Source organism: Streptomyces xanthochromogenes, assembly GCF_014650455.1.
Taxonomy (GTDB): Bacteria; Actinomycetota; Actinomycetes; order Streptomycetales; family Streptomycetaceae; genus Streptomyces; species Streptomyces xanthochromogenes.
Genome location: NZ_BMUZ01000023.1, coordinates 1 through 18,657, shown reverse-complemented (window position 1 = coordinate 18,657; position 18,657 = coordinate 1). Strand labels below are relative to the sequence as shown.

Sequence of the window (18,657 nt, the reverse complement as noted above, 5' to 3'; positions counted from 1 at the left end):
CGCCGCATGTGTGAGGTTCTCCTCAGGTCGACAGGCCGCAGCTGAGCACCGGGACGGGTCCCGGGCGCTCCGCAGACGGGTGCGTGTATGCGCCGATCGTTCGCAGGGGTCGGCCCGCCGCCGACGAAGGGGGTGACTGCGGCGGGCCCTGATGGAGAGAGCGGTCCGGGCCCTACGGGGACTCGGGGAAGGAGATCTTCCTGGCGTGGTGGAACCAGGCCACGAACACCATCAGGACGGCGGCACAGCCGCCGAGAGTCATGACGGTCGAGGGGGAGGTGTGGTCGATGACGATGCCGCCCGTCAGTGCCCCGATGGAGAAGGTGGCCTGGAACGACGCCGTGAACACGACGGAGGAGGCCTCGGGGGAGTCGGGGTTGGCCTTGGCGAACCAGGTCTGCGAGCAGACCGGCACGGCGCCGTAGGCGATGCCCCAGACGATCAGCAGAGCCACCGCGCCCAGGTCCCACCGGCCGAGCACCGGCAGCAGCAGGGTCACGAAGGCGATCATCGCCGCGGCCGCGGCGAAGGTGGCCCGCGGGTACCGGGTCACGGCGGACCCGCCGAGGAAGTTGCCGACGATGCCCGCGACACCGTAGATGAGCAGGTAGACCGTGATGAGCCCGGAGCTCACATGGGTCACCTGCTCCAGGAAGGGGGTGACGTAGGTGTAGGTGCCGAAGTGGGCCAGGACGACGAGGAAGGTCAGCACCAGCGCGAACCGGGTGTTGATGTTGCGGAACATCCCGCTGAGCACGTTCAGGCGGGTCGCCTGCACGGCCGGGAGCGCGGGCACCACCAGGAGCAGCATCACGAACACCGCGACGGTGAAGACGCCCATGACGAGGAACGTCGTCCGCCAGCCCGCGATGTCCCCGATGAACGTGCCGAGCGGGACGCCGAGCACCGAGCCGAGGGGCACCGCCGAGAAGATCACCGAGGTGGCCCGGCCGACCTGCTCCGCCGGTACGAGCCGGCCGGCGAGCCCGGCCCCGATGGACCAGAAGCCGCCGATGGTGATGCCGACCATCACCCGCGAGATGAGGATCATCCAGTAGCTCGACGCCGCCGCAGCCAGGAAGTTGGCCAGCGCCAGGAGCAGGATGAACGCGCCGAGCATCGCCCGCCGGTCGATGCGCGCGGTGGCCACGGTCACCACCGGCGCGGAGATCGCGGCGAGGAAGCCGGGCATGGTCATCATCAGCCCGGCCATTCCGTCCGAGATGGTGAAGCTGGACCCGATCGATGTCAGCAGACCGATGGGAAGGATTTCGGTGGTGACGATCGCGAAGATCCCCATCATCACCGAGATCACGGCCAGCCAGGAGACCAGAGGTGAACGGAGAGTCGGCGTCGCCGAGGCCTCGCTGGAGGTGGTGGTTGTTGTGGACATCAGTCCCGTCTTGTGTTGGGCATCACGTGAAGTGTGATCACCAGTCCAGCAGGGACGACAGCCAGCTTCTGGCAGATTCTCGACACCAACAACAGGCGTCCAGGGTGATGTCGCGTTTCCGCTATCCGCCCCCGGCGGCCGAAAGCCGAGCATCTTGCCTGCTCAGGGATGTCCGCGTGATGCCAAAGAGGTGCACGGGGGGCCGTCGGCGCCCCGCTCCCGACACCTTGACCTGCCCGCTACTTTGCCAAGTCGACGAAGGGGGAGGTCGGGCGGGTGAGGCGCCGCGATGGCCGGGACGCGGGCGCCGCCCTTCAAGATCGCCGACTGTAGTGCTGGTGGCGTCCGGCCGCTGTCGCCGCGAGCACGCGGCCCGGTGCGCGGGGCGGTCACGCGGGCCAGCCCGTCTCGCTGTATAGCTCCCCGTTCTGGATCTTCTCGATGGCCAGCCGGGTGTAGGGGACGAGGTCATCGGGGAGCGCGGCGGGGTTCCAGAATTTCCACTGGGTGCACTTGTCCGGTTCGCGCAGCTCTGGCTCGCCGCTCCAGGTTCGGGGACGGAAGAAAAGGCCCATGCGGGGCGGGTATTCGGGCTTGCCGATGTGGTGGACGACGTGGACGAGTTCGACGTCCTTGCGCTCGATGAGCAGGCCGGCTTCCTCGTGAGCCTCCCTGATCAGGCAGGCGATGGCGTTCTCCTGCTCACAGTGGCCGGCCAGGACGTGCCAGGTGGACGGAGCGAACGCGGAGTCGGGGTGGCGCAGTCCGAGCAGCACCGTCCCGTCGGGCCGCTCCAGGTAGAGATGGACGCCGATGATGTTGGGGACCGTGCCGCGGGGCGAAGCCGGACGTTCCGCCTCGGGCGCGGACCCGCTCCGCGTCGCCGGAAGGCCGGCGGCGTGGCGTCGTACGAGGTCTTTGGTGGTGTCGGCGATGCGCAGGCGGTGGAGGTCGGCAGGGGAGAACCAGGCGAGCATCACCCCCTCGGTCAGGTGGAGTTCGCGCGGATCACCGTTCCAACGGCCCGCATAGATGGCGATGGGCACGGTCGCGCCGGCGTCATTGGTGGCGTACTCGGTGCCGAAAGGGGTCAGGTCGGCGAGACTGAGGCCGGCTTCCTCGGACAGTTCGCGTCGCACGGTGTGCTCCAGGGTGGCGTCCTGGGGCTCTCGGCCGCCGCCCAGCAGGGACCACATGCCCGGCTCCCAGATCCGGCCGGGAAAGAAGTCGCGCAAGTGGAGCAGGTATTGACCCCGGTCGTTGTGGATCAGGGCGGAGGCGCTTGCGGTCCCCGGTTCGACCGGGGGAGTGAGCCTGAGCAGCTTCTCGCGCAGGGACGGCGAGGCCGCCTGGTCCATGGGACGCCACTCGATGCCGCCGACCTCTTCTTCCTGCGGCACGATGGGCGCCCCTGCCCCGGTACGCGAGCGGAAGAGGAAGCGGAAGTCGAAGTGCTGGTGAGCGGGTTCGTCTTTGCCCGGGCGGGCGTCGATGTCGTGAGTGTCGATGTCGAACGGCACGGTCTCGTAGCCCGGCCAGGGGACCACGGCCTGGGACGGGATTCCGGTCTCCTCGTGCAGCTCGCGCAGAGCCGCCTGTGCCAGGGACTCGTCCCCGGGTTCGGCGTGTCCCCCTGGAGCCAGTACCTTCCCGCTCGCCAGGTGCAGCACGTGCAGGACGCGGCCGAGGGGGTCGACGACGATGACGCTGCATGTGACGTGCCCCGAGAAGGTGGAGCGGCTCGCGATGTCGTCACCGGTGCGGTCGAGGGCTTCCAGGAGGCCGTGCAGGTGAGGGCGCTCGTGAGGGTGGCGGGCGAGATAGGACTCGACGGTGGTGCGGATGTGGTCGTGCGACAGCGGCATGGTTGCACCTCGAAGGCAGGCTGTGAGGAACGGGCTGTGGGGCCTGGGCTGATGAGTCGTTCGCCGTTCGTGAGGCGGCTGGGGCTCACTGCCGTGATGGTGGCCGGGGGGCGATGCGGTGCGCGGTCAGCAGGATCGCCGCGAGAGTGCCGGCTTCGGTGATCCGCCCGTCGCCGCACATCGCGAGCGCCTCGTCCAAGGCGATCCAGCGGAGCTCCATGTCGGCCTCGCTCGCGTCGCGGTGGTGCTCCCCGATGCGCAGGCCGCGGGCGAGGTACAGGTGCTCACGGGTGCGGGCGCCGGCGGGCATCCGCCACATGGTCGTGAGCAGCTCGACCTCGGAGGCATGGAGACCGGCCTCCTCGCCGAGTTCCCGGCGCGCGGCCGCCGACGGGTCTTCGCCTGGCTCGCATCCGCCACCGGGGCACATCAACAGCCGCTGACCGCATACGTAGACGTTTTCTTCCACGAGGGCGATCCGGCCCTGGCCGTCGAGGGCTACGACGCGCACGCCGTCGGTCGACTCGGTGTACTCGTAGGTCCCCTGGCTCTGGTCCGTGCGCCGGACCACGTCGCGGCGGACCACCAGACGAACTCCGGTGAACTGGACGGTCGATGAGAGTGTTCGCCAGCCTTCGATCACGTTGAGCTCTCCTTGGGTGAGGACGGCTTTCCGGCCTGCCTTCGTCGGCGACGCCGCTGAGAGGGGCCGGAGGTGGTGCTACGAGGACTGGCCGCGGGGAGTCGGTGCACCCGCGCGCGGGCCGGGCACCTGGTCGTCCGCGATGCTCGCGTATTCGGCGGCCTGGGCCAGAAACATGGCCCGGTAGCGGCCGTCGGGGCGGGCCATCAGCTCCTGGTGACTGCCGGACTCGACCAGGTGTCCCTGATGAAGGACGTGAATCATGTCGGCGTGGCGTACCCCGGACATGCGATGGGTGACGAGGACGACGACGCGATGGGGTGAGGCGAGGGCTCGTACGCGCCGGAACGCTTCGATCTCGGTCTCCGGGTCGAGGGCGGAGGTCGGCTCGTCCACGATCAGGACGCTGTCGGCGTCCTGCGTGATCGTCCGCCAGTGGGTGCGGGCCAGACCGATGCGCTGCCACTCGCCTCCCGAGAGATCTGCGGAACCCCGGAACATCCGCCCGAGCAGGGACTGCCAGCCGGCGGGGAACTTCTCCCACAGCCGGTCGGCGTCGGCGTGCCGCAGCGACCGCATCAGGGCGTCGTCGGTGTGCGGGTGCTCGGGCCGCCCAATGCGCAGATTCATCGCCGCAGTCAGCGGCCAGCGCTGAAAGTCCTGAGTGAGGACGGAGACCCTGGCGAAGACCTGGCGCCGGTCAACGTCGGCGAGGTGCTGCCGGCCGAAGCGGACGGTGCCACCAGCGGGACTGACGAGCCCCGAAAGGACCTTCATCAGGGTGGACTTGCCGGATCCGTTTTCGCCGACGACCGCGACCACCCGGCCCATCTCCAGTCGTAGCGACACCTCGTGCAGCGCAGCGTGTTCGCGGTCGGGATACCGGTAGGACACCTTCTCCAGCTCCACCGAACCCAGCCTGCTCGCCAGTGGCTCACCGCCGTGGGGGATCGTGCGTGTGACGGCGCCCGTCACGAAAGCCTCGTGGTCGCGGACGTAAAGAGACTCCTCGTTCAGCTGGTTCAGATTCATGACGAGGGAGCCGAGCGACGCCGATCCGGAGCGGATTGCCAGGATCGCGGTGCCCGCGACTGCGAGGCTCATCCACCCCGCCGTGATCATCCCGTACACCGCCGCGTAGGTCAGAGCCGTCGCAACCCCGGACATACTGGCCGCGAGCAGCTCGATCATGGCCTTGCGGGTCGCCAGACGCCGCTGCTCCGACTCGGCCGTCGTCGCCATCTGTTCGTACTTGGTCAGGAGGAACGGCCCGACCTGATGCACCCGGACCTCCTGCGCCGCCGTCCGCTCGGTCAGCAAGTTGCCGAGCAGCCGCGATGCGCGGAGGTGCTCGACCCAGGTCAGCCGGGAGACGTAGCGCTCCTGCGCGACCCGCATCGCCCCCCAAGCACGCGGGGCGGCGATCAGCAGGAGCATCGGCAGCAGCCGCACGTCCAGGACGCTCAGCACGCCCGCCGCCGACACCAGTGAGATCACTCCGTTCAGCGCCGCGATGCACGCGGAGATCATCCTCCGGGAGGCATCCACCCCGAACTGGGCCACATCCATGAGCCGTTTGAATTCGGGGTCCTCGATGGCCTCCAGCTCCACCTCGGCCGCGGCCTTGAGGTACTGGACCTGGGCGATCCGCTCCACCAGCGGCTCCAGACGCCCCGCCCGCGACGTGGACAGCCCCGCGAACAGCGACCGGATCACCGCCGCACAGGCTCCGGCGACGACCGCCGGCAGGGCCTGATGCAGCCGCTCGGGCGCGCTTCCGCCGCCCAGCAGGGCGTGCATGACCGAATTCACGATCAGCAGACCGATCGCGGCCGCGATGCCCTGGCCGACCTCCGCGATGCCCAGCACCACCAGACCCGACCGGTCCGCCCGCCACGCCCGCTTCACCGTCGCCCCGACCAGACGCGGCATCGACCGCAACGCGGACAGCAGCGTCACCTCGACGCGCGACCGCTCGTGCTCCGACCACGCCGCGTCGTAGCGCAAGGCTCCGCCGAACAGCTCCTCCTCCGCCGCCGACACGGCCGGCTCCGTCATCCGCGCACGCCACAAACTCATCGACGACTCCTGGAGCCCGCGCGGCCGGAAACCGTCGCACCGGGCATCGAAGAGGCACCCTGACCAGGGTGATGTTCGAGCGGTCCGCTCCGTGCGGGGGCAGGGCAAAGCACGGGCATGGAGGCCTCCAGCAGGGTGGGCGAGGGGTGCAGGGCGATAGCTAAGCGCATCCGACGGTTGCCCAGGGGCGTTTTCAAGAGCGGACCAGTGAAGGTGTGTTCGAATACGTGCAGGGGCCCAAGTGCCTTACGAGTAGGGCCAGTTGAAACCAGCAAAATCGAGTACCCGGCACCCGGGCCGCTCGCTCGTACGACGATTTTCAGCCATCTGCGGGGCAGGGCGCCCCGCAGTAGCACGCACGATGCGGCCGGACGCGCCTCGGGTTGCTGGGGCCGCACAATGACCGGTTTCGCCGCCCCTGGCATGGCCGGCACCGCCGACCGTGCGAGGCTGCCACCACCGATGGCGCAGGCCACCCCCAAGCCGCTTGGCGCGTCGGCCGCGAGGGGGCGGGCGAGGCTGCCACTCGCCATGAGGTTCTCGTCATCGGGTGAGCGAGCACGCCCAGCAGGGACGGATTCGCGGACGCTACGGCCTTCTGCGGCATCCGTTCGTCGGAGTCGGAGCTTTGTCTCCCGGGTCGACAGGATCCGTCTGCCTACGCGTTCTCCGGATCGCCAACTTGCTCGGCTGGCAAGAGGGTCCGGTGGGCGCACGTCCACCCAGTACCGAGAGCGGGAGGCACCCTCACGTCGCCTCGGGGATGGAGCACCGGGCTCACGGCAATCCGTTCGCGTGGCGTTTGTCCGGCCGCCTACGGTCTGCGCATGACGAGGACTACGCCGACCAGACCGGTGTCCGTGGAAGCGGTGTTCCCGGAGCTGGCCCCCTACCGAGCCCGGACTACCCGGTTGCACCCCAGACCGGGACGGCCCGGCATGCACGACAGTCACGTCGGCGGGCCGATGCTGTGGCCGGACGGCGAACAATGGCCGCTCTGCCACGAGCCGCACCAGCACGAGACCGAGGGGTACGCACCCGAGGAGATCCGCAGCGCCCGCGCCGCAGGCGTTTGGCCGCCGAGCCGGCCGTGGCTCCCCGCCGGAATTCACGGCCTGGACGATCCGGTGCCCTTCGTGGGGCTGGCCCAGTTCTTCCGTCGCGACATCCCGAACCTTCTCTGCGGGCCCGACGGCGCGGACCTGGTCCAGCTCTTCCGCTGCCCCTTCAGCCACGGCCCGGACCTGGAGCGCCGCTACCGCCTGGAGTGGCGACGGGCACGGGATACCGAGCGCGCACAACGCTTCCTCGCCGCTCCGCCCGAAGTACCCCTGCTTCGATGGGAGCACGAACTCCCGGAGCCGTGTGTCCTGCATCCGGAAGAGGTGGACACCTATCCCTGGGCGGAGGACGACACGCTGCCCGGCGGGCTGATCGCGCGCATCGACGCGTGGGACGACGCCCAGGCGGCGGAACACGGCCCCGACGCCCCCAGCTACCAGTACGACCTGTCGATCCCTCCAGGCTGGCGCGTCGGTGGCTACCCCAGCTGGGCGTCGACGGGCCCGATGGCCATCGACTGCGCGTCCTGCGCAGCCCCGATGCGGCTGCTGCTGACGGCAGAGGGCAACGAGATGGACGCCGGCTCGCACAGCTGGGCGCCTTTGGAGGACCGTGACCCGTCCATGAGGGGGAAGGCATCGATCCGAGGCGGCCAATCCGTCGCCCAACCCACTCGGCTCCACTTCGGCCGGGACCGGGACCTGCACATTTTCACCTGCCCGGCCAACCCTGGGCACCCGCCCCGATGGGTGCTCGCCTAGGGGGTCTGGCAGTGAAGGATCATGACGGAGTCGGGTACCGGAACTCTCCGAACGCCTCGACCGGGTTCACGTCCCGCGATCAGGGCCGGGCCAGGGAACTGGGCGGTCTTCCGGACTCATCGGCAAGTGCCGGTTCCGAGCGCTGGTTCAGCTGTTCTTGATCGCCCGCGTGACGGCGGGTGAAGAAGACGCGTAAACCCCCGCCGAAGGCATCGTTCAAGGACCCCAAGATCCGGGGCTGGGGGCCAGGGCCCAGAGGCGGCGCCGGTCATCGGAATCGGCCTCGGCGGCAAGTCGGCGCCCCTGCGAGGCATTCTCCTGCCAGATGCTCCACCACGGCTGCACCCATTCGCGGCGCCGCGTCCTGGACAGGCTGCTGCTCGGCGAGGTAGCCCGGACCGTGAGGCTGCGGTCGCAGGCCCTGAGTCGCAGCTCGCGCCGCTGTCCGCAGCCCGCTTCCGAATTGGCCATCTCGCGCCCTGGAAAGGCCTGTTGGCCGGACGACGCTCGCCCTGCTCTGTTTCGCTGGGTCAGCCCGCCGCGAGGCGAGATGCGCCGCAGCGCCGCAAGACCCCAGGTGCAGCACGGCGGAGCGGCATGGCGCGTGCTCCGTCACCGCGGATCCACCTCGCAGGCACACCTTCCTCACTGACATGAACATGCGTTTCTCGCCAACGGGGCCACGGCGTGGCGGACTTGACGGACCCTCATGATCGTCCGATGGTACGCTCCCGTGCACATGCCACGTGAGCTTTCGCCTTGGCATGGCTACAGCCAGGGGGGCTCTCCGGGCGGTGACGTCTGCCCACAGCCGAGGGTCCGCTTGGGCAGATTTCGAGAGCTGGATTCCAGCCGCTCAATAGAGAGTCACATGACGAATTTTTGGCAGGATCCGACAGTCTGGGCGCTTGTCGTCGGCGTCGCTGTCGCCGCCACCGTAATCACCCGCCAGCGAAAAACGATCAAGGCGCTAAGTCGTCACAAGCAGGGCCTGCACGGTGAGCTGACCGCATCGCAGGGCAGGGCAACCGACCTCCAGTCAACCGTCACCGAGCTGCGCAACGGCTATGACGAGGTGGTCCGCCAGGCCAAGGAAGAGGCGGAGGAGGCCACAAACACCGTACTGAAGTCGGCCATGCGGACCCTTCAGGGCCTCGCCGCGGAGCAGCAGCGGGCCATTTCCGGACTGCAGAAGAAGTACGGCGACTCGGCCGTGCTGCGGGACATGCTGGACATCGACCACATGAACTCGCAATTCAACCGGCGTGCGCAGTCCATTGCCGTGCTGTGCGGCGGCTGGCTCGGCCGGCAGCGCGAGGCCGCATCGGTCCATGACGTGATCCGCGGAGCGCAGGGCCGCATCCGGCACTACCAGCGCATCGAGATCGCCTCGCGGGTCGATTTCGCGGTGACCAGCCGTGCCGTCGAACCGGTCGCGCTGGCCGTGGCCGAGCTGCTCGACAACGCCAGCAGCTACTCCGAGCCGTCCACGATGGTCGAGGTCGAGGTGCGGACGGTGCCCCGGGGCATCTGCATCGTGATCGACGACGCCGGTGTCGGCATGAGCGAAGAAGAACGGACGAACGCCACCGCTCTGCTGTCCAGCGGCTCCGCGGTGAGCGTTTCGGAGCTCGGCAACCCTCCCGCGTTCGGTTTCGCGGTGATCGGCGCACTGTGTGCGCGGTTCGGGTTCACGGTCACCATCGACAGCACCTCTCCCTACGGCGGCGTCCGTGCCGTGGTGATGGTGCCGAAGGAGTTGTTGACCGAGATGCCGGAGCCCAAGGCGCCCACCCCCGCGCGAGAAGTCAATGCCGTTGCCGCGAGCCGCGGTTCGGGTGCCGCGGCGACGGAGGGCGGGCTGCCCCGACGACGGAACAAGCGCGGCATGGCGCTCGTGCCGGACGGCGGGGGCGGGTCCGACGAAGCGCCGCCTGCCCGGTCGGCAGAGGCGCGGGTGGCGGCCATAGGCGCATTTCAGCGTGGCACTCTCAGCGGCCGAGGTGCGAGGGTACCGGCCGCCGAAGGTGATACCGCTGCCGATACACACGAAGGACTCGATGCCCCGTGAGCGACAACCTGTCCTGGATGCTTGAGGACGCGCTGCAGATTCCGCATGCTCTCCACGCGGTCCTGATCTCTGCCGACGGCCTCCAGATGTCCCGTACCGCGGAGATCGACCGGGGCGATGCCGACAAGGTGGCCGCCGCCGTCTCCGGCCTGCAGTCGCTCAGCCGGGCCGTCGGCTTCTTCTGCGGTGAGCACGGAACGAACTGGCGCCAGACCCTCATCGAGTTCGACGGGGGCTGGGTGTTCCTGAACGCCGCGGGCGGCGGCAGCTATCTTGCCGTGGCGGCGTCGGTGGAGGTCGACATGCAGGACATCACGTACCGGATGCAGCAGCTGGTCAGCCGGTTGGGCAAGGCGATGTCGACCGGCCTGCGCGGCGACACGGTCACCTCATGACCGAACCCGGCCGTCCCGAGCCCGAGTTCGTGTCCGAGGCCGGAGAATTAGTCCGTCCCTACGTCATCACCCGTGGCCGTGACCTACCCGACGAGGACGAGTTCGCCCTCATCACTCTCGTCACGACGGCCACCGACGAGCAGCAGCGGCCCCAGCGGCTCTCGCCCGAGGAGCAGCAGATCCTGGAGATGTGCTCCAGCGGCTACCTCTCGGTCGCCGAGATCGCCGCGTACTCCCAGCTGCCGCTCGGGGTGGTCAAGGTGCTGCTCAGTTCCCTCGCCGAAGGGGGCTATCTCGTGGCCCGGGCGCCGGTGCCCTCGGCCCGTCCTACCAACAAGGCCTTGCTCAAGGAGGTGCTCGATGGCCTCAAGGCTCTCACTGTCTGAGGATGCCTATGTGCCCAGCGGCGCACAGCAGACCGCAGTGAAAATTCTGGTCGTCGGGCATTTCGCCGTCGGCAAGACCACCCTGATCGGCTCGCTCTCCGAGATCACGCCGTTGTCCACCGAGGAGCGGATGACGACGCTGTCGGAGCGCGTCGACGATCTCAAGGGAGTTCAGGGAAAGACGACCACCACCGTCGCCCTGGACTTCGGCCGGCTGACGCTGAGCGAGCGCATCGTCCTGTATCTGTTCGGTTCTCCCGGACAGCAGCGCTTCGTGAGTCTGTGGGACGACACGGCCCGCGGCGCGCTGGGCGCCTTGGTCCTGGTGGACCCCGAGCGCTTGGCCGACTCCTTCGACATCATGGATCTGGTCGAGAGCTACGGCCTGAACTTCGCCGTGGCCATCAATCACTTCGACGGCAGTACGGTCCACACCCCGGAGGAAGTCCGGGAGGCCCTCGACCTGCTGCCCGACACCCCCGTCGTCACCATCGACGCACGCGACGAGAAGTCGTCCGTCGACGCCCTGATCACCTTGGTCCGCTATCTGTACGAGCGCGCCGACCTGGAGCACGCATGACAACCCCCTCTGTACCTCCGCCCGGCTGCCCCGCACACGGCAGCGGGCAGCGCATACCCCTGGACAGCGCGGAGTTCGCCGCCAATCCGCACGCGTACTACCGCTACATGCGCGAGCTCGGCCCCACCGCTCCGGTCACCATCGCCCCCGGCGTGGAGGCGACGCTGGTGACCGATTACAACGCGGCTCTGGAACTGCTGCAGGATTCGACGACGTTCCGCAAGGACTCGCGCCGCTGGCGTGCGCTGGCCGAGGGCTGCATCCGCCCCGACAGCCCGGTCCTGCCGCTGCTGGCCTACCGGCCGAACGCGATGTTCACCGACGGTGCCGAGCACGTGCGGCTGCGGCAGGCCATCACCGACTCCTTCGCCCGGGTCAGCAACAAGCGGCTGAGCCGGATCGTCAGCCAGGCAGCCCAGTTCCTGATCAACCAGTTCAGCGCGCGCGGCAGCGCCGACCTGCTTCGCGACTACGCCCAGCAGCTCCCGCTGTACGTGTTCAACGAGCTGTTCGGCTGCCCGGCGGAGATCGGTGACCGGGTGCTGTTCGGCATCTCCGGCATGTTCGACGGAGTCAACGCCGAGGCGGCCAGCCAGGTCCTGCTGGGAGCGGTCGGCGAGCTGGTGGCCCTCAAGCGCGCCCGGCCCGGGGAGGACGTCACGTCCTACCTGATGCAGCATCCGGCGAAGCTGAACGACGAGGAGCTGGCGCACACGCTGGTGTTGCTCCTCGGTGCGGGCGGCGAGCCGGAGGGCAACCTGATCGGCAACGCCTTCTACACGATGCTGACCAACGAGGAGTTCGCGCGCCTGGGACAGTTCGACAAGGCTGTGGACGACACTCTGTGGCGCAATGCGCCGATGTCCAACTATGCGCCCCATTACCCGGTGGTCGACACGGACGTGGCCGGCGACAAGGTGCGCGCCGGTGACCTGGTGCTGGTGTCCTTCGGCGCCGCCAACACGGCGCTCGCGGACCGCGGTGCCGACACCCGCGGTCACCTCGCCTGGAGCGCGGGCCCGCACGCCTGCCCGTCGAAGGAGCCGGCCAGGCTGATCGCCCTGACGGGCCTGGAAACGCTGTTCAACGCCCTGCCCGACGTCGAACTCGCCGTCCCCGCGGACAGTCTCGCCTGGCGGCCCGGCCCCTTCAACCGGGCCCTGGCCTCGCTGCCCGTCCGGTTCAGCGCAGTCACCCCGCGCGCCGCGGCCGCACCGGAGCCGACGGCCGTGCCCCGCTACCAGGCACCTCCCGTCGCGGCCGGGCCCGCGCCCGCGGCGCCGCAGCCCAACGGCAAAGCGGGGCGCTGGAGCAGCTTCATGAAGTGGCTGACGGGCCAGTAGCCCACACCCCCTGTGATGCGTGTGGCACGGGCAGTTGATATAGCCTGCATTAAAGATCAACTTCCTGGGTAGAACGGCGCGGAGTGTCTGGAGTGACACAAGATGAAGGAGAGGCAGTGGACCTCGCAAGCACTTCCGCGCACCTATCGGCGAGCGCCCGACCGGGCCCCCAGCGCACCATCCCCAGCAGACGGAACCCGTGCGGGGGCGGCGACCCCGACCAGCCGCAGGAACGAATACCCACCGCTCTCGGCAGCGGCTTGAGTTTCGTCTCCTCCCTGGTCGGCGGAGCACGTCCCCGTACTCCCGCACCGTCCGGACGCGTTGCCCGTCACGACGAGCGAGGCACACGATGACCTCCCGCCCGGGCCCCGGCATACCGGCAACCGGCCCCGGTGAGACGACGCTCGGCGACCACGTACTCGGTCAACTGCGGCGCCTGGGCGCCACGGTGGGCCTGAGCGAGAGGGACACCGAGCTGTACGGACAGGTCCTGATCGAGTCCCTCGCAGGCGCCGCCCACCGGCCGCTGTCCCTGCCGCCGGCCTCGTCCGGCTTCCTCTCCGACGACCACACCCCCGTCGAGTTCTCTCTCGCCGGCACTCCGGACACCGCTCCGGCCCTGCGCGTGCTCGTGGAGCCCGGCTGCGCCCACAGCGACATGGCCGACAGCGGCCGCGCCGGGCTTGCGGTCATCCGTGCGATGGGCGCCCGCTGGGGCTTCGACACCGGCCAACTCGACTCCCTCGCCGACCTGTTCCTCCCCGCTGCGGCCCAGGGCCCCCTGGCCCTGTGGTACGCGCTCGATCTGCGCGCCGGAGGGGTCCCAGGAGTCAAGGTCTACCTGAACCCCTCCGCCTCCGGCCCGGAAAACGCGGCCCGTACCGTGCGCGAGGCACTGCGGCGGCTCGGCTACGGCCAGGCCTTCGAGCAACTGCCCCAGGCGGCCGGCTATCCGTTCCTCGCTCTGGACCTGGGCGCCTGGACGTCGCCCCGCGTCAAGGTCTACGTGAGTCACCTGGGCATGTCGGCCGATGACGCCTGCGGGCTCAGCCGTACCTCAGGAGCCGCAGCGGCCGACATCCGCTACTTCTTCCACGCGGCCTCGGGCTCCCTCGCGCCGTCCGAGAGCGGCGCAGACGACACCCTGCGGCTCGTGCGGCGGCCGGCGCTCACCTGTCACTCCTTCACCGAAGGCGACAGCGAACCGAGCGGCTTCACGCTGCACATTCCCGTTCGCGACTACGTGCGCGACGACGAAGAGGCCCTCGCCCGCGCCACAGCCCTGCTGACCCGGGCCGACATGGACCCCACCGTCCTGAACCGGAGCCTGGTGGCGCTCACGCAGCGGAGCCTCAGCGACGGCGTCGGGCTGATCGCCTACCTCGCCCTGGTGTACGAGCGCAACCGGCCGCCCCGGCTCACCGCCTATCTGAGCTCCGAGGCCTACCGCGTCCGGCCGCCGCAGGAGCAGTACCCGCGGGGCACCTGGATGCCTGCGCAACGCACCCGGAGCGTCCTGGACCGCGGGCACCAGGCCGTCGCCCACGTCAGCCCGTACACCGCACAGAAGGAAGTCACGTGGAGCCCTACCGCATCAAGGTCGTAGAACCTCTTGCCTTCACCACCCGGGAGGAGCGCGAGGCCGCGCTGAAGCGGGTCGCCTACAACCCCTTCGATCTGCGGGCCGACGAAGTCACCATCGACCTGTTGAGCGACTCCGGGACCGGCGCCATCTCCGCAGACCAGCTCGCGGCGGGAATGCAGGGCGACGAGTCCTATGCCGGCAGCCGCTCCTTCTACCGGTGGCACGAGGTCGTCTCCGAACTCACCGGCTACCCCCACATCCTGCCGGCCCACCAGGGCCGCGCGGCCGAACGCGTCCTCTTCTCCTCGCTGCTGCGGCCCGGCACGAGCGTGCTGTCCAACACGCACTTCGACACCACCCGCGCCAACGTCGAACTGACCGGCTGCACGGCGTACGACCTGCCCTGCGCCGAGGCCAAGGACCTCGACAGCGACTACCCGTTCAAGGGCAACATCGACCTGGTCGCCCTCGAACAGGCCCTGGAGAACGCGGACCGGACGCCCGTCGGGGCCGTGCTGATGACCATCACCAACAACGGTGGCGGGGGCCAGCCGGTCAGCATGGACAACCTGCACCGCACCGCCGAACTGTGCCGCCGTCACAACGTGCCGATGATCCTCGACGCGGCCCGGTTCGCGGAGAACGCCTGGCTGGTGACCCAGCGCGAACCCGGCTACGCCGACCGCACCCCGCGCCAGGTCGCCGAGGAAGCCTTCCGCCTCGCCGACGGCTGCGTCATGAGCGCGAAGAAGGACGGGATCGTCCACATCGGCGGCTTCATCGGCCTGAAGGACCCCGAACTCGCCGAGCGGTGCGGGGGTCTGCTCATCGCCACCGAAGGATTCACCACCTACGGCGGTCTGTCCGGACGTGACCTCGACATGATGGCCCGCGGCCTCCTCGAAGTGACCGAGCCGGCCTACCTCGCCGAGCGTGCCGACATAGCCGCCTACCTCGCCGCACGCATCCGCGAGGCGGGCGTCGACATCCTGGAGCCCGCCGGCCTGCACGCCCTCTACGTCAACGCCGGGCGCCTTCTGCCCCACATCCCTCCGCACCAGTACCCCGGCACCGCCCTGGTCTGCGAGCTCTACCTGCGCGGAGGCATCCGCTCGGCGGAGCTGGGCTCGCTGTACCTCGGCGAAGAGGACGAGCACGGCAATCCCGTCAAGACGGCGCCCTACGAGCTTGTACGGCTGGCTCTGCCCAGGCGGGTCTACACCCGCAGCCACTACGACCACGTTGCCGCCACGCTGGCAGACATCGCGAAGAATCCTGAATCGGTCCGCGGCTACCGGGTTACGGGCCAGTCCCCGATCCTCCGACACTTCAGCATCAAACTGGAGCCCGTGAAGACCGGCGACTGATCAGCACGATTCGTTCGTGACGACGCGCGCCCAGCCATCAGATTCCTGCATGCAGCGCAAATCTTTCGGCTGGGCCGACACCGGCCACCGCACCAAGGCAATTGACCGGTCGAAGCCGTGGGAATTTCACCACACGGTGTTCGGTGTTCGGTGTTCGGTGGGACTCTCCACCCCAGTGACGTGTCCGGAGGCGGTTTTCACTTGGCCCATCTCTGTCCACGTCGGCCCGGGGAGGCCACTCGCCCATGACGTGCTTGGCTCAGGGGCCACCGCCCTCCTCCTTGAGCCGATCTTTGCTGCCTTCATGGGTGGGGCGGCCCGTGCCCGGCGGCTGCGCTGAGCACCACTGGGCCGGCACCGCGGTCGGAACCCCGCCACGGGTCGCAGGCCCCTGCTCCGGGTGCGGGGAGGACCGGTTGTTACCGTGCACGCGTGCCTCACTCCTCACGCGACACACCGGAAGGCGCCGGTTGGGGGAACTCCCAACTCGGCACGTACAAAAGCCTGATGCCCGCTCGGGTGGAGAAGCTGTCATGGCTGAATCCCGGGACGCTGTGGGCCGCCCGAAACGGTGTCCTCGCCTCCTGGTTCGGAGATCCGACGGGCCGGACCCGCAGTCGCTGGGTGGAGCAGGCCGTGGCCGCGGGCGCTCCCCCCGACGCGGTCGTGCGCCGCACGGACGCCGACCACTTCTCGTTCATGGTCATCGGTGACACGGGTGAAGGCGACGACCCCCAATACGCCGTGATACCGGGCTTCCTGAAGGTCAGTCAGGGCACCGACTTCGCCGTGCTCGCCAGTGACGTGATCTACCCAGTGGGGAGCACCGACGACTACGGCAAGAAGTTCTTCCGCCCTTACCAGAACTATCCGGCGCCCATCTACGCGATACCGGGCAACCACGACTGGTATGAGGGCCTGCAGGGCTTCATGCGGGTCTTCTGCGAGGCTCCGCCGCTGGCGTCCGAGGCGCGACCCCGCCCTCTGACGCGGGCCTGGTTGCGCTCGCTGCTCTGGCACGCACCGGGCAGCACCGACGAGCATCGTCTCGCCGAGGCGCGGGCTTTGCGCTCGGAGCCGTCCCAACAAGCCGTTCAGCCGGGCCCGTACTGGGCCGTCGACGCCGGGCCGATACGGATCATCGGCATCGACACGGGCCTGCTGGGCACCCTCGACGCCGAACAAGGCCGCTGGCTCCGCGAAGTGTCGCGCGGCGACCGGCCCAAGATCCTGGTGACGGGGTCTCCGCTGTACGTGGACGGCGAGCACCACCCGTGCGCCATCGAGGGCGGAGGCACGGTGGACGCCATCGTGCGCGACCCGGAACACCACTACGTCGCGGCGATCGGCGGCGACATCCACAACTACCAGCGGTATCCGGTTCGGGTGGACGGCGGGCGCACGATCCAGTACGTCGTCGCCGGTGGCGGCGGGGCGTTCATGCACGCCACGCACACGGTCCCGAGGGTCTCCGTCGCCGGCGTGACAGAGCACGACTTCCGCTGCTATCCGTTGCGCGGCGACTCGTTGGCCTTCTACAGCAGGCTGTACGGGAACCGGCTGCGGATGCCGCGCTTCTTCACGCTGACCGAGGCCGAGGCCCTGGCGGTGGTCGCCGAAAGGCTGGGCGTCCCGCCGATCCGCGCACAGGGGGAGCCGGTTCGCGTCACCCGGCGCATCCGCCTGGTCGCCAGTCTCCTCGGCGCGGGTCGGCGGCCCGACCGCAAGGCGCGTTTGCGGCTGCCGGTGCGCAAGCTCTACACGCAGCTCTTCTCGCCGGGTTCGGCGACGTACAGCCCGCCGTTCTTCAAATGCTTCCTGCGGCTGGACGTCACACCGGCCGCGATCCGTCTGCGCTGCCACTCGGCGACCGGGACCCTCGACCACGAGATCGATCCGCCGGTCGAGGACGAGGTGACCATCCCCCTCTCTTGACGCCGCGCGGCAGGTGACCGGACGGCCGGGCATCTGGTCGCGATGCCCGGCGTGACCGTCCTGGACCTCGATCTGTCGGTTGGCGCCGGCCGTCGCGCGCGAGGAGACGTCGGCGGGGACCCATGCCAGGTACGCAGCTGAGCCCGCCCCTGCCCGGTCCGACGGCGCGGTCATCGCTACCACCGCCCTTCAGCAGCGGGAGGGGCGCCCGGCCCCGGGCCTGGACCTCACGCCCCGACTGCACCGGCCAGGGAGAAGTGGCGCTCGGGCTCAGCGCGATCCGGGCGGCCGGGCAGCGCATGCCGAGCGGTGGCGGCGACTGTAGGTGGGACATGTGGGATCTCCCGGTGCGTGGCGGGCGTCACGCACCCTGATCAGTACCTCTTCCCCTGTCTCACGTTGCGGTCGGACCGCGTTGTCTCAAGAGTGCGGCTTTCCCTCGGCTATTGGGGGAGCGCGATTGGGGTCCGGTGGTACTGGAGGGTCAGCCGATGCGCACGCCGAACTGGAACGGCATGTTGTCCATGGACTCGTAGCGCACGACCGTGCCCGTCCGGGGCGCGTGCAGCACCATGTTGTTGCCGGCGTACAGGCCGATGTGGTGCAGGTCGCCGAAGAAGAGCACCAGGTCGCCGGGCTTGAGCTCGCTGCGGCCGATCCGGGTGCCCGCGTTGGCCTGCTCCTGCGAGGTGCGCGGCAGGTTGGCGCCGGCCTGGCGGTAGGCGTAGCCGGTCAGACCCGAGCAGTCGAAGGCCGCCATACCTGTCTTGGACCAACCGTACGGTTTGCCGAGCTGGGTCTGGGCGGCGGCGAGGGCGGCGGCGCCGACCTGCGAGGCGGGGACGTCCTTGCCGAGGTTCGGGCGCTCGGTGGAACGGTTGGCGCGCGACTCCTCGGTGGCGAGGGCCGCCTTCTCCTGCGCGGTCAGGGAGTTGAGCAGCTTCTGCGCGTCGCCGAGCTTGCCCTGGACTTCCTTCTTCTTGTCGTCGAGCACCTTGCTGGTGTCGGCGAGGTCCTTCAGCTTGTCCTGGGCCTCCTTGCGCTGCTGCGCGAGGGTGCGCTGCTTGCCCTGGATCTTCGTCAGGGCCTCGGCCTGCGTGGCGCTCAACTGGTCGAGCGAGGAAGCCTTGTCGAGGAAGTCGTCCGGGTTGGAGGAGAGGAACAGCGCGAGCGAGGGGTCGATGCCACC

14 protein-coding genes are annotated in these 18,657 nt (G+C 69.3%); 9 read left to right on the top strand and 5 right to left on the bottom strand.

Annotated features, from left to right (window positions below; all coding sequences use genetic code 11):
* Positions 1-172: 172 nt before the first annotated feature.
* The 4 genes from IE267_RS37650 to IE267_RS37635 all read right to left on the bottom strand — a co-directional run bounded on the left by IE267_RS37650 (position 173) and on the right by IE267_RS37635 (position 5,980).
* Complete coding sequence (locus IE267_RS37650) at positions 173-1,393, bottom strand: MFS transporter (RefSeq protein ID WP_189766345.1); 1,221 nt, start codon at positions 1,391-1,393, stop codon at positions 173-175.
* 389 nt (positions 1,394-1,782) lie between these two features.
* Positions 1,783-3,258, bottom strand: coding sequence for an NUDIX domain-containing protein (locus tag IE267_RS37645; RefSeq protein ID WP_189766344.1), 1,476 nt, complete (start codon positions 3,256-3,258; stop codon positions 1,783-1,785).
* Between the two features lie 85 nt (positions 3,259-3,343).
* The gene (locus IE267_RS37640; protein WP_167150989.1) at positions 3,344-3,901 is read right to left on the bottom strand and encodes an NUDIX domain-containing protein; all 558 of its coding nucleotides are present in this window, start codon (positions 3,899-3,901) and stop codon (positions 3,344-3,346) included.
* A gap of 78 nt (positions 3,902-3,979) precedes the next feature.
* A complete protein-coding gene (locus IE267_RS37635; RefSeq protein WP_189766343.1) occupies positions 3,980-5,980 on the bottom strand; it encodes an ATP-binding cassette domain-containing protein in 2,001 nt (666 codons plus the stop codon).
* Positions 5,981-6,834: 854 nt separating this feature from the next.
* Between IE267_RS37635 and IE267_RS37630 the strand changes: the two genes are divergently transcribed.
* The 9 genes from IE267_RS37630 (at position 6,835) to IE267_RS37590 (ending at position 17,468) form a co-directional block, all read left to right on the top strand.
* The gene (locus tag IE267_RS37630) at positions 6,835-7,803 is read left to right on the top strand and encodes a hypothetical protein (RefSeq protein ID WP_189766388.1); all 969 of its coding nucleotides are present in this window, start codon (positions 6,835-6,837) and stop codon (positions 7,801-7,803) included.
* 871 nt (positions 7,804-8,674) lie between these two features.
* Complete coding sequence (locus IE267_RS37625) at positions 8,675-9,874, top strand: ATP-binding protein (RefSeq protein WP_229861651.1); 1,200 nt, start codon at positions 8,675-8,677, stop codon at positions 9,872-9,874.
* Positions 9,871-10,269 (top strand): roadblock/LC7 domain-containing protein, encoded by a 399-nt coding sequence (locus IE267_RS37620; protein ID WP_189766342.1) that lies wholly within the window; start codon positions 9,871-9,873, stop codon positions 10,267-10,269. The genes IE267_RS37625 and IE267_RS37620 overlap by 4 nt, the downstream gene beginning before the upstream one ends.
* Complete coding sequence (locus tag IE267_RS37615; protein ID WP_167150983.1) at positions 10,266-10,655, top strand: DUF742 domain-containing protein; 390 nt, start codon at positions 10,266-10,268, stop codon at positions 10,653-10,655. The genes IE267_RS37620 and IE267_RS37615 overlap by 4 nt, the downstream gene beginning before the upstream one ends.
* Positions 10,630-11,235, top strand: a complete 606-nt coding sequence (locus IE267_RS37610; protein WP_167150982.1) for a GTP-binding protein — start codon at positions 10,630-10,632, stop codon at positions 11,233-11,235. Before IE267_RS37615 ends, IE267_RS37610 begins: the two co-directional genes overlap by 26 nt.
* Positions 11,232-12,578 carry a cytochrome P450 gene (locus tag IE267_RS37605; RefSeq protein WP_167150981.1) on the top strand — a complete coding sequence of 449 codons (1,347 nt, stop codon included), beginning with the start codon at positions 11,232-11,234 and terminating at the stop codon, positions 12,576-12,578. The genes IE267_RS37610 and IE267_RS37605 overlap by 4 nt, the downstream gene beginning before the upstream one ends.
* Before the next feature lie 352 nt (positions 12,579-12,930).
* The gene (locus IE267_RS37600) at positions 12,931-14,187 is read left to right on the top strand and encodes a tryptophan dimethylallyltransferase family protein (RefSeq protein ID WP_189766341.1); all 1,257 of its coding nucleotides are present in this window, start codon (positions 12,931-12,933) and stop codon (positions 14,185-14,187) included.
* Positions 14,160-15,533: a tryptophanase gene (locus IE267_RS37595; protein WP_189766340.1), complete on the top strand. Its 1,374-nt coding sequence runs from the start codon at positions 14,160-14,162 to the stop codon at positions 15,531-15,533. Before IE267_RS37600 ends, IE267_RS37595 begins: the two co-directional genes overlap by 28 nt.
* Before the next feature lie 432 nt (positions 15,534-15,965).
* Positions 15,966-17,468 (top strand): metallophosphoesterase family protein, encoded by a 1,503-nt coding sequence (locus tag IE267_RS37590; protein WP_189766339.1) that lies wholly within the window; start codon positions 15,966-15,968, stop codon positions 17,466-17,468.
* Between the two features lie 484 nt (positions 17,469-17,952).
* Here the strand turns inward: IE267_RS37590 and IE267_RS37585 are convergent.
* Positions 17,953-18,657 (bottom strand): C40 family peptidase (locus IE267_RS37585; protein ID WP_189766338.1); only part of this gene is annotated, 705 nt, incomplete at its 5' end.

Coding starts and splice junctions, on each gene's coding strand:
- IE267_RS37635 (WP_189766343.1), bottom strand. CDS start 5,980: ATGAGTTTGTGGCGTGCGCGGATGACGGAGCCGGCCGTGTCGGCGGCG.
- IE267_RS37600 (WP_189766341.1), top strand. CDS start 12,931: ATGACCTCCCGCCCGGGCCCCGGCATACCGGCAACCGGCCCCGGTGAG.
- IE267_RS37645 (WP_189766344.1), bottom strand. CDS start 3,258: ATGCCGCTGTCGCACGACCACATCCGCACCACCGTCGAGTCCTATCTC.
- IE267_RS37650 (WP_189766345.1), bottom strand. CDS start 1,393: ATGTCCACAACAACCACCACCTCCAGCGAGGCCTCGGCGACGCCGACT.
- IE267_RS37610 (WP_167150982.1), top strand. CDS start 10,630: ATGGCCTCAAGGCTCTCACTGTCTGAGGATGCCTATGTGCCCAGCGGC.
- IE267_RS37615 (WP_167150983.1), top strand. CDS start 10,266: ATGACCGAACCCGGCCGTCCCGAGCCCGAGTTCGTGTCCGAGGCCGGA.
- IE267_RS37625 (WP_229861651.1), top strand. CDS start 8,675: ATGACGAATTTTTGGCAGGATCCGACAGTCTGGGCGCTTGTCGTCGGC.
- IE267_RS37605 (WP_167150981.1), top strand. CDS start 11,232: ATGACAACCCCCTCTGTACCTCCGCCCGGCTGCCCCGCACACGGCAGC.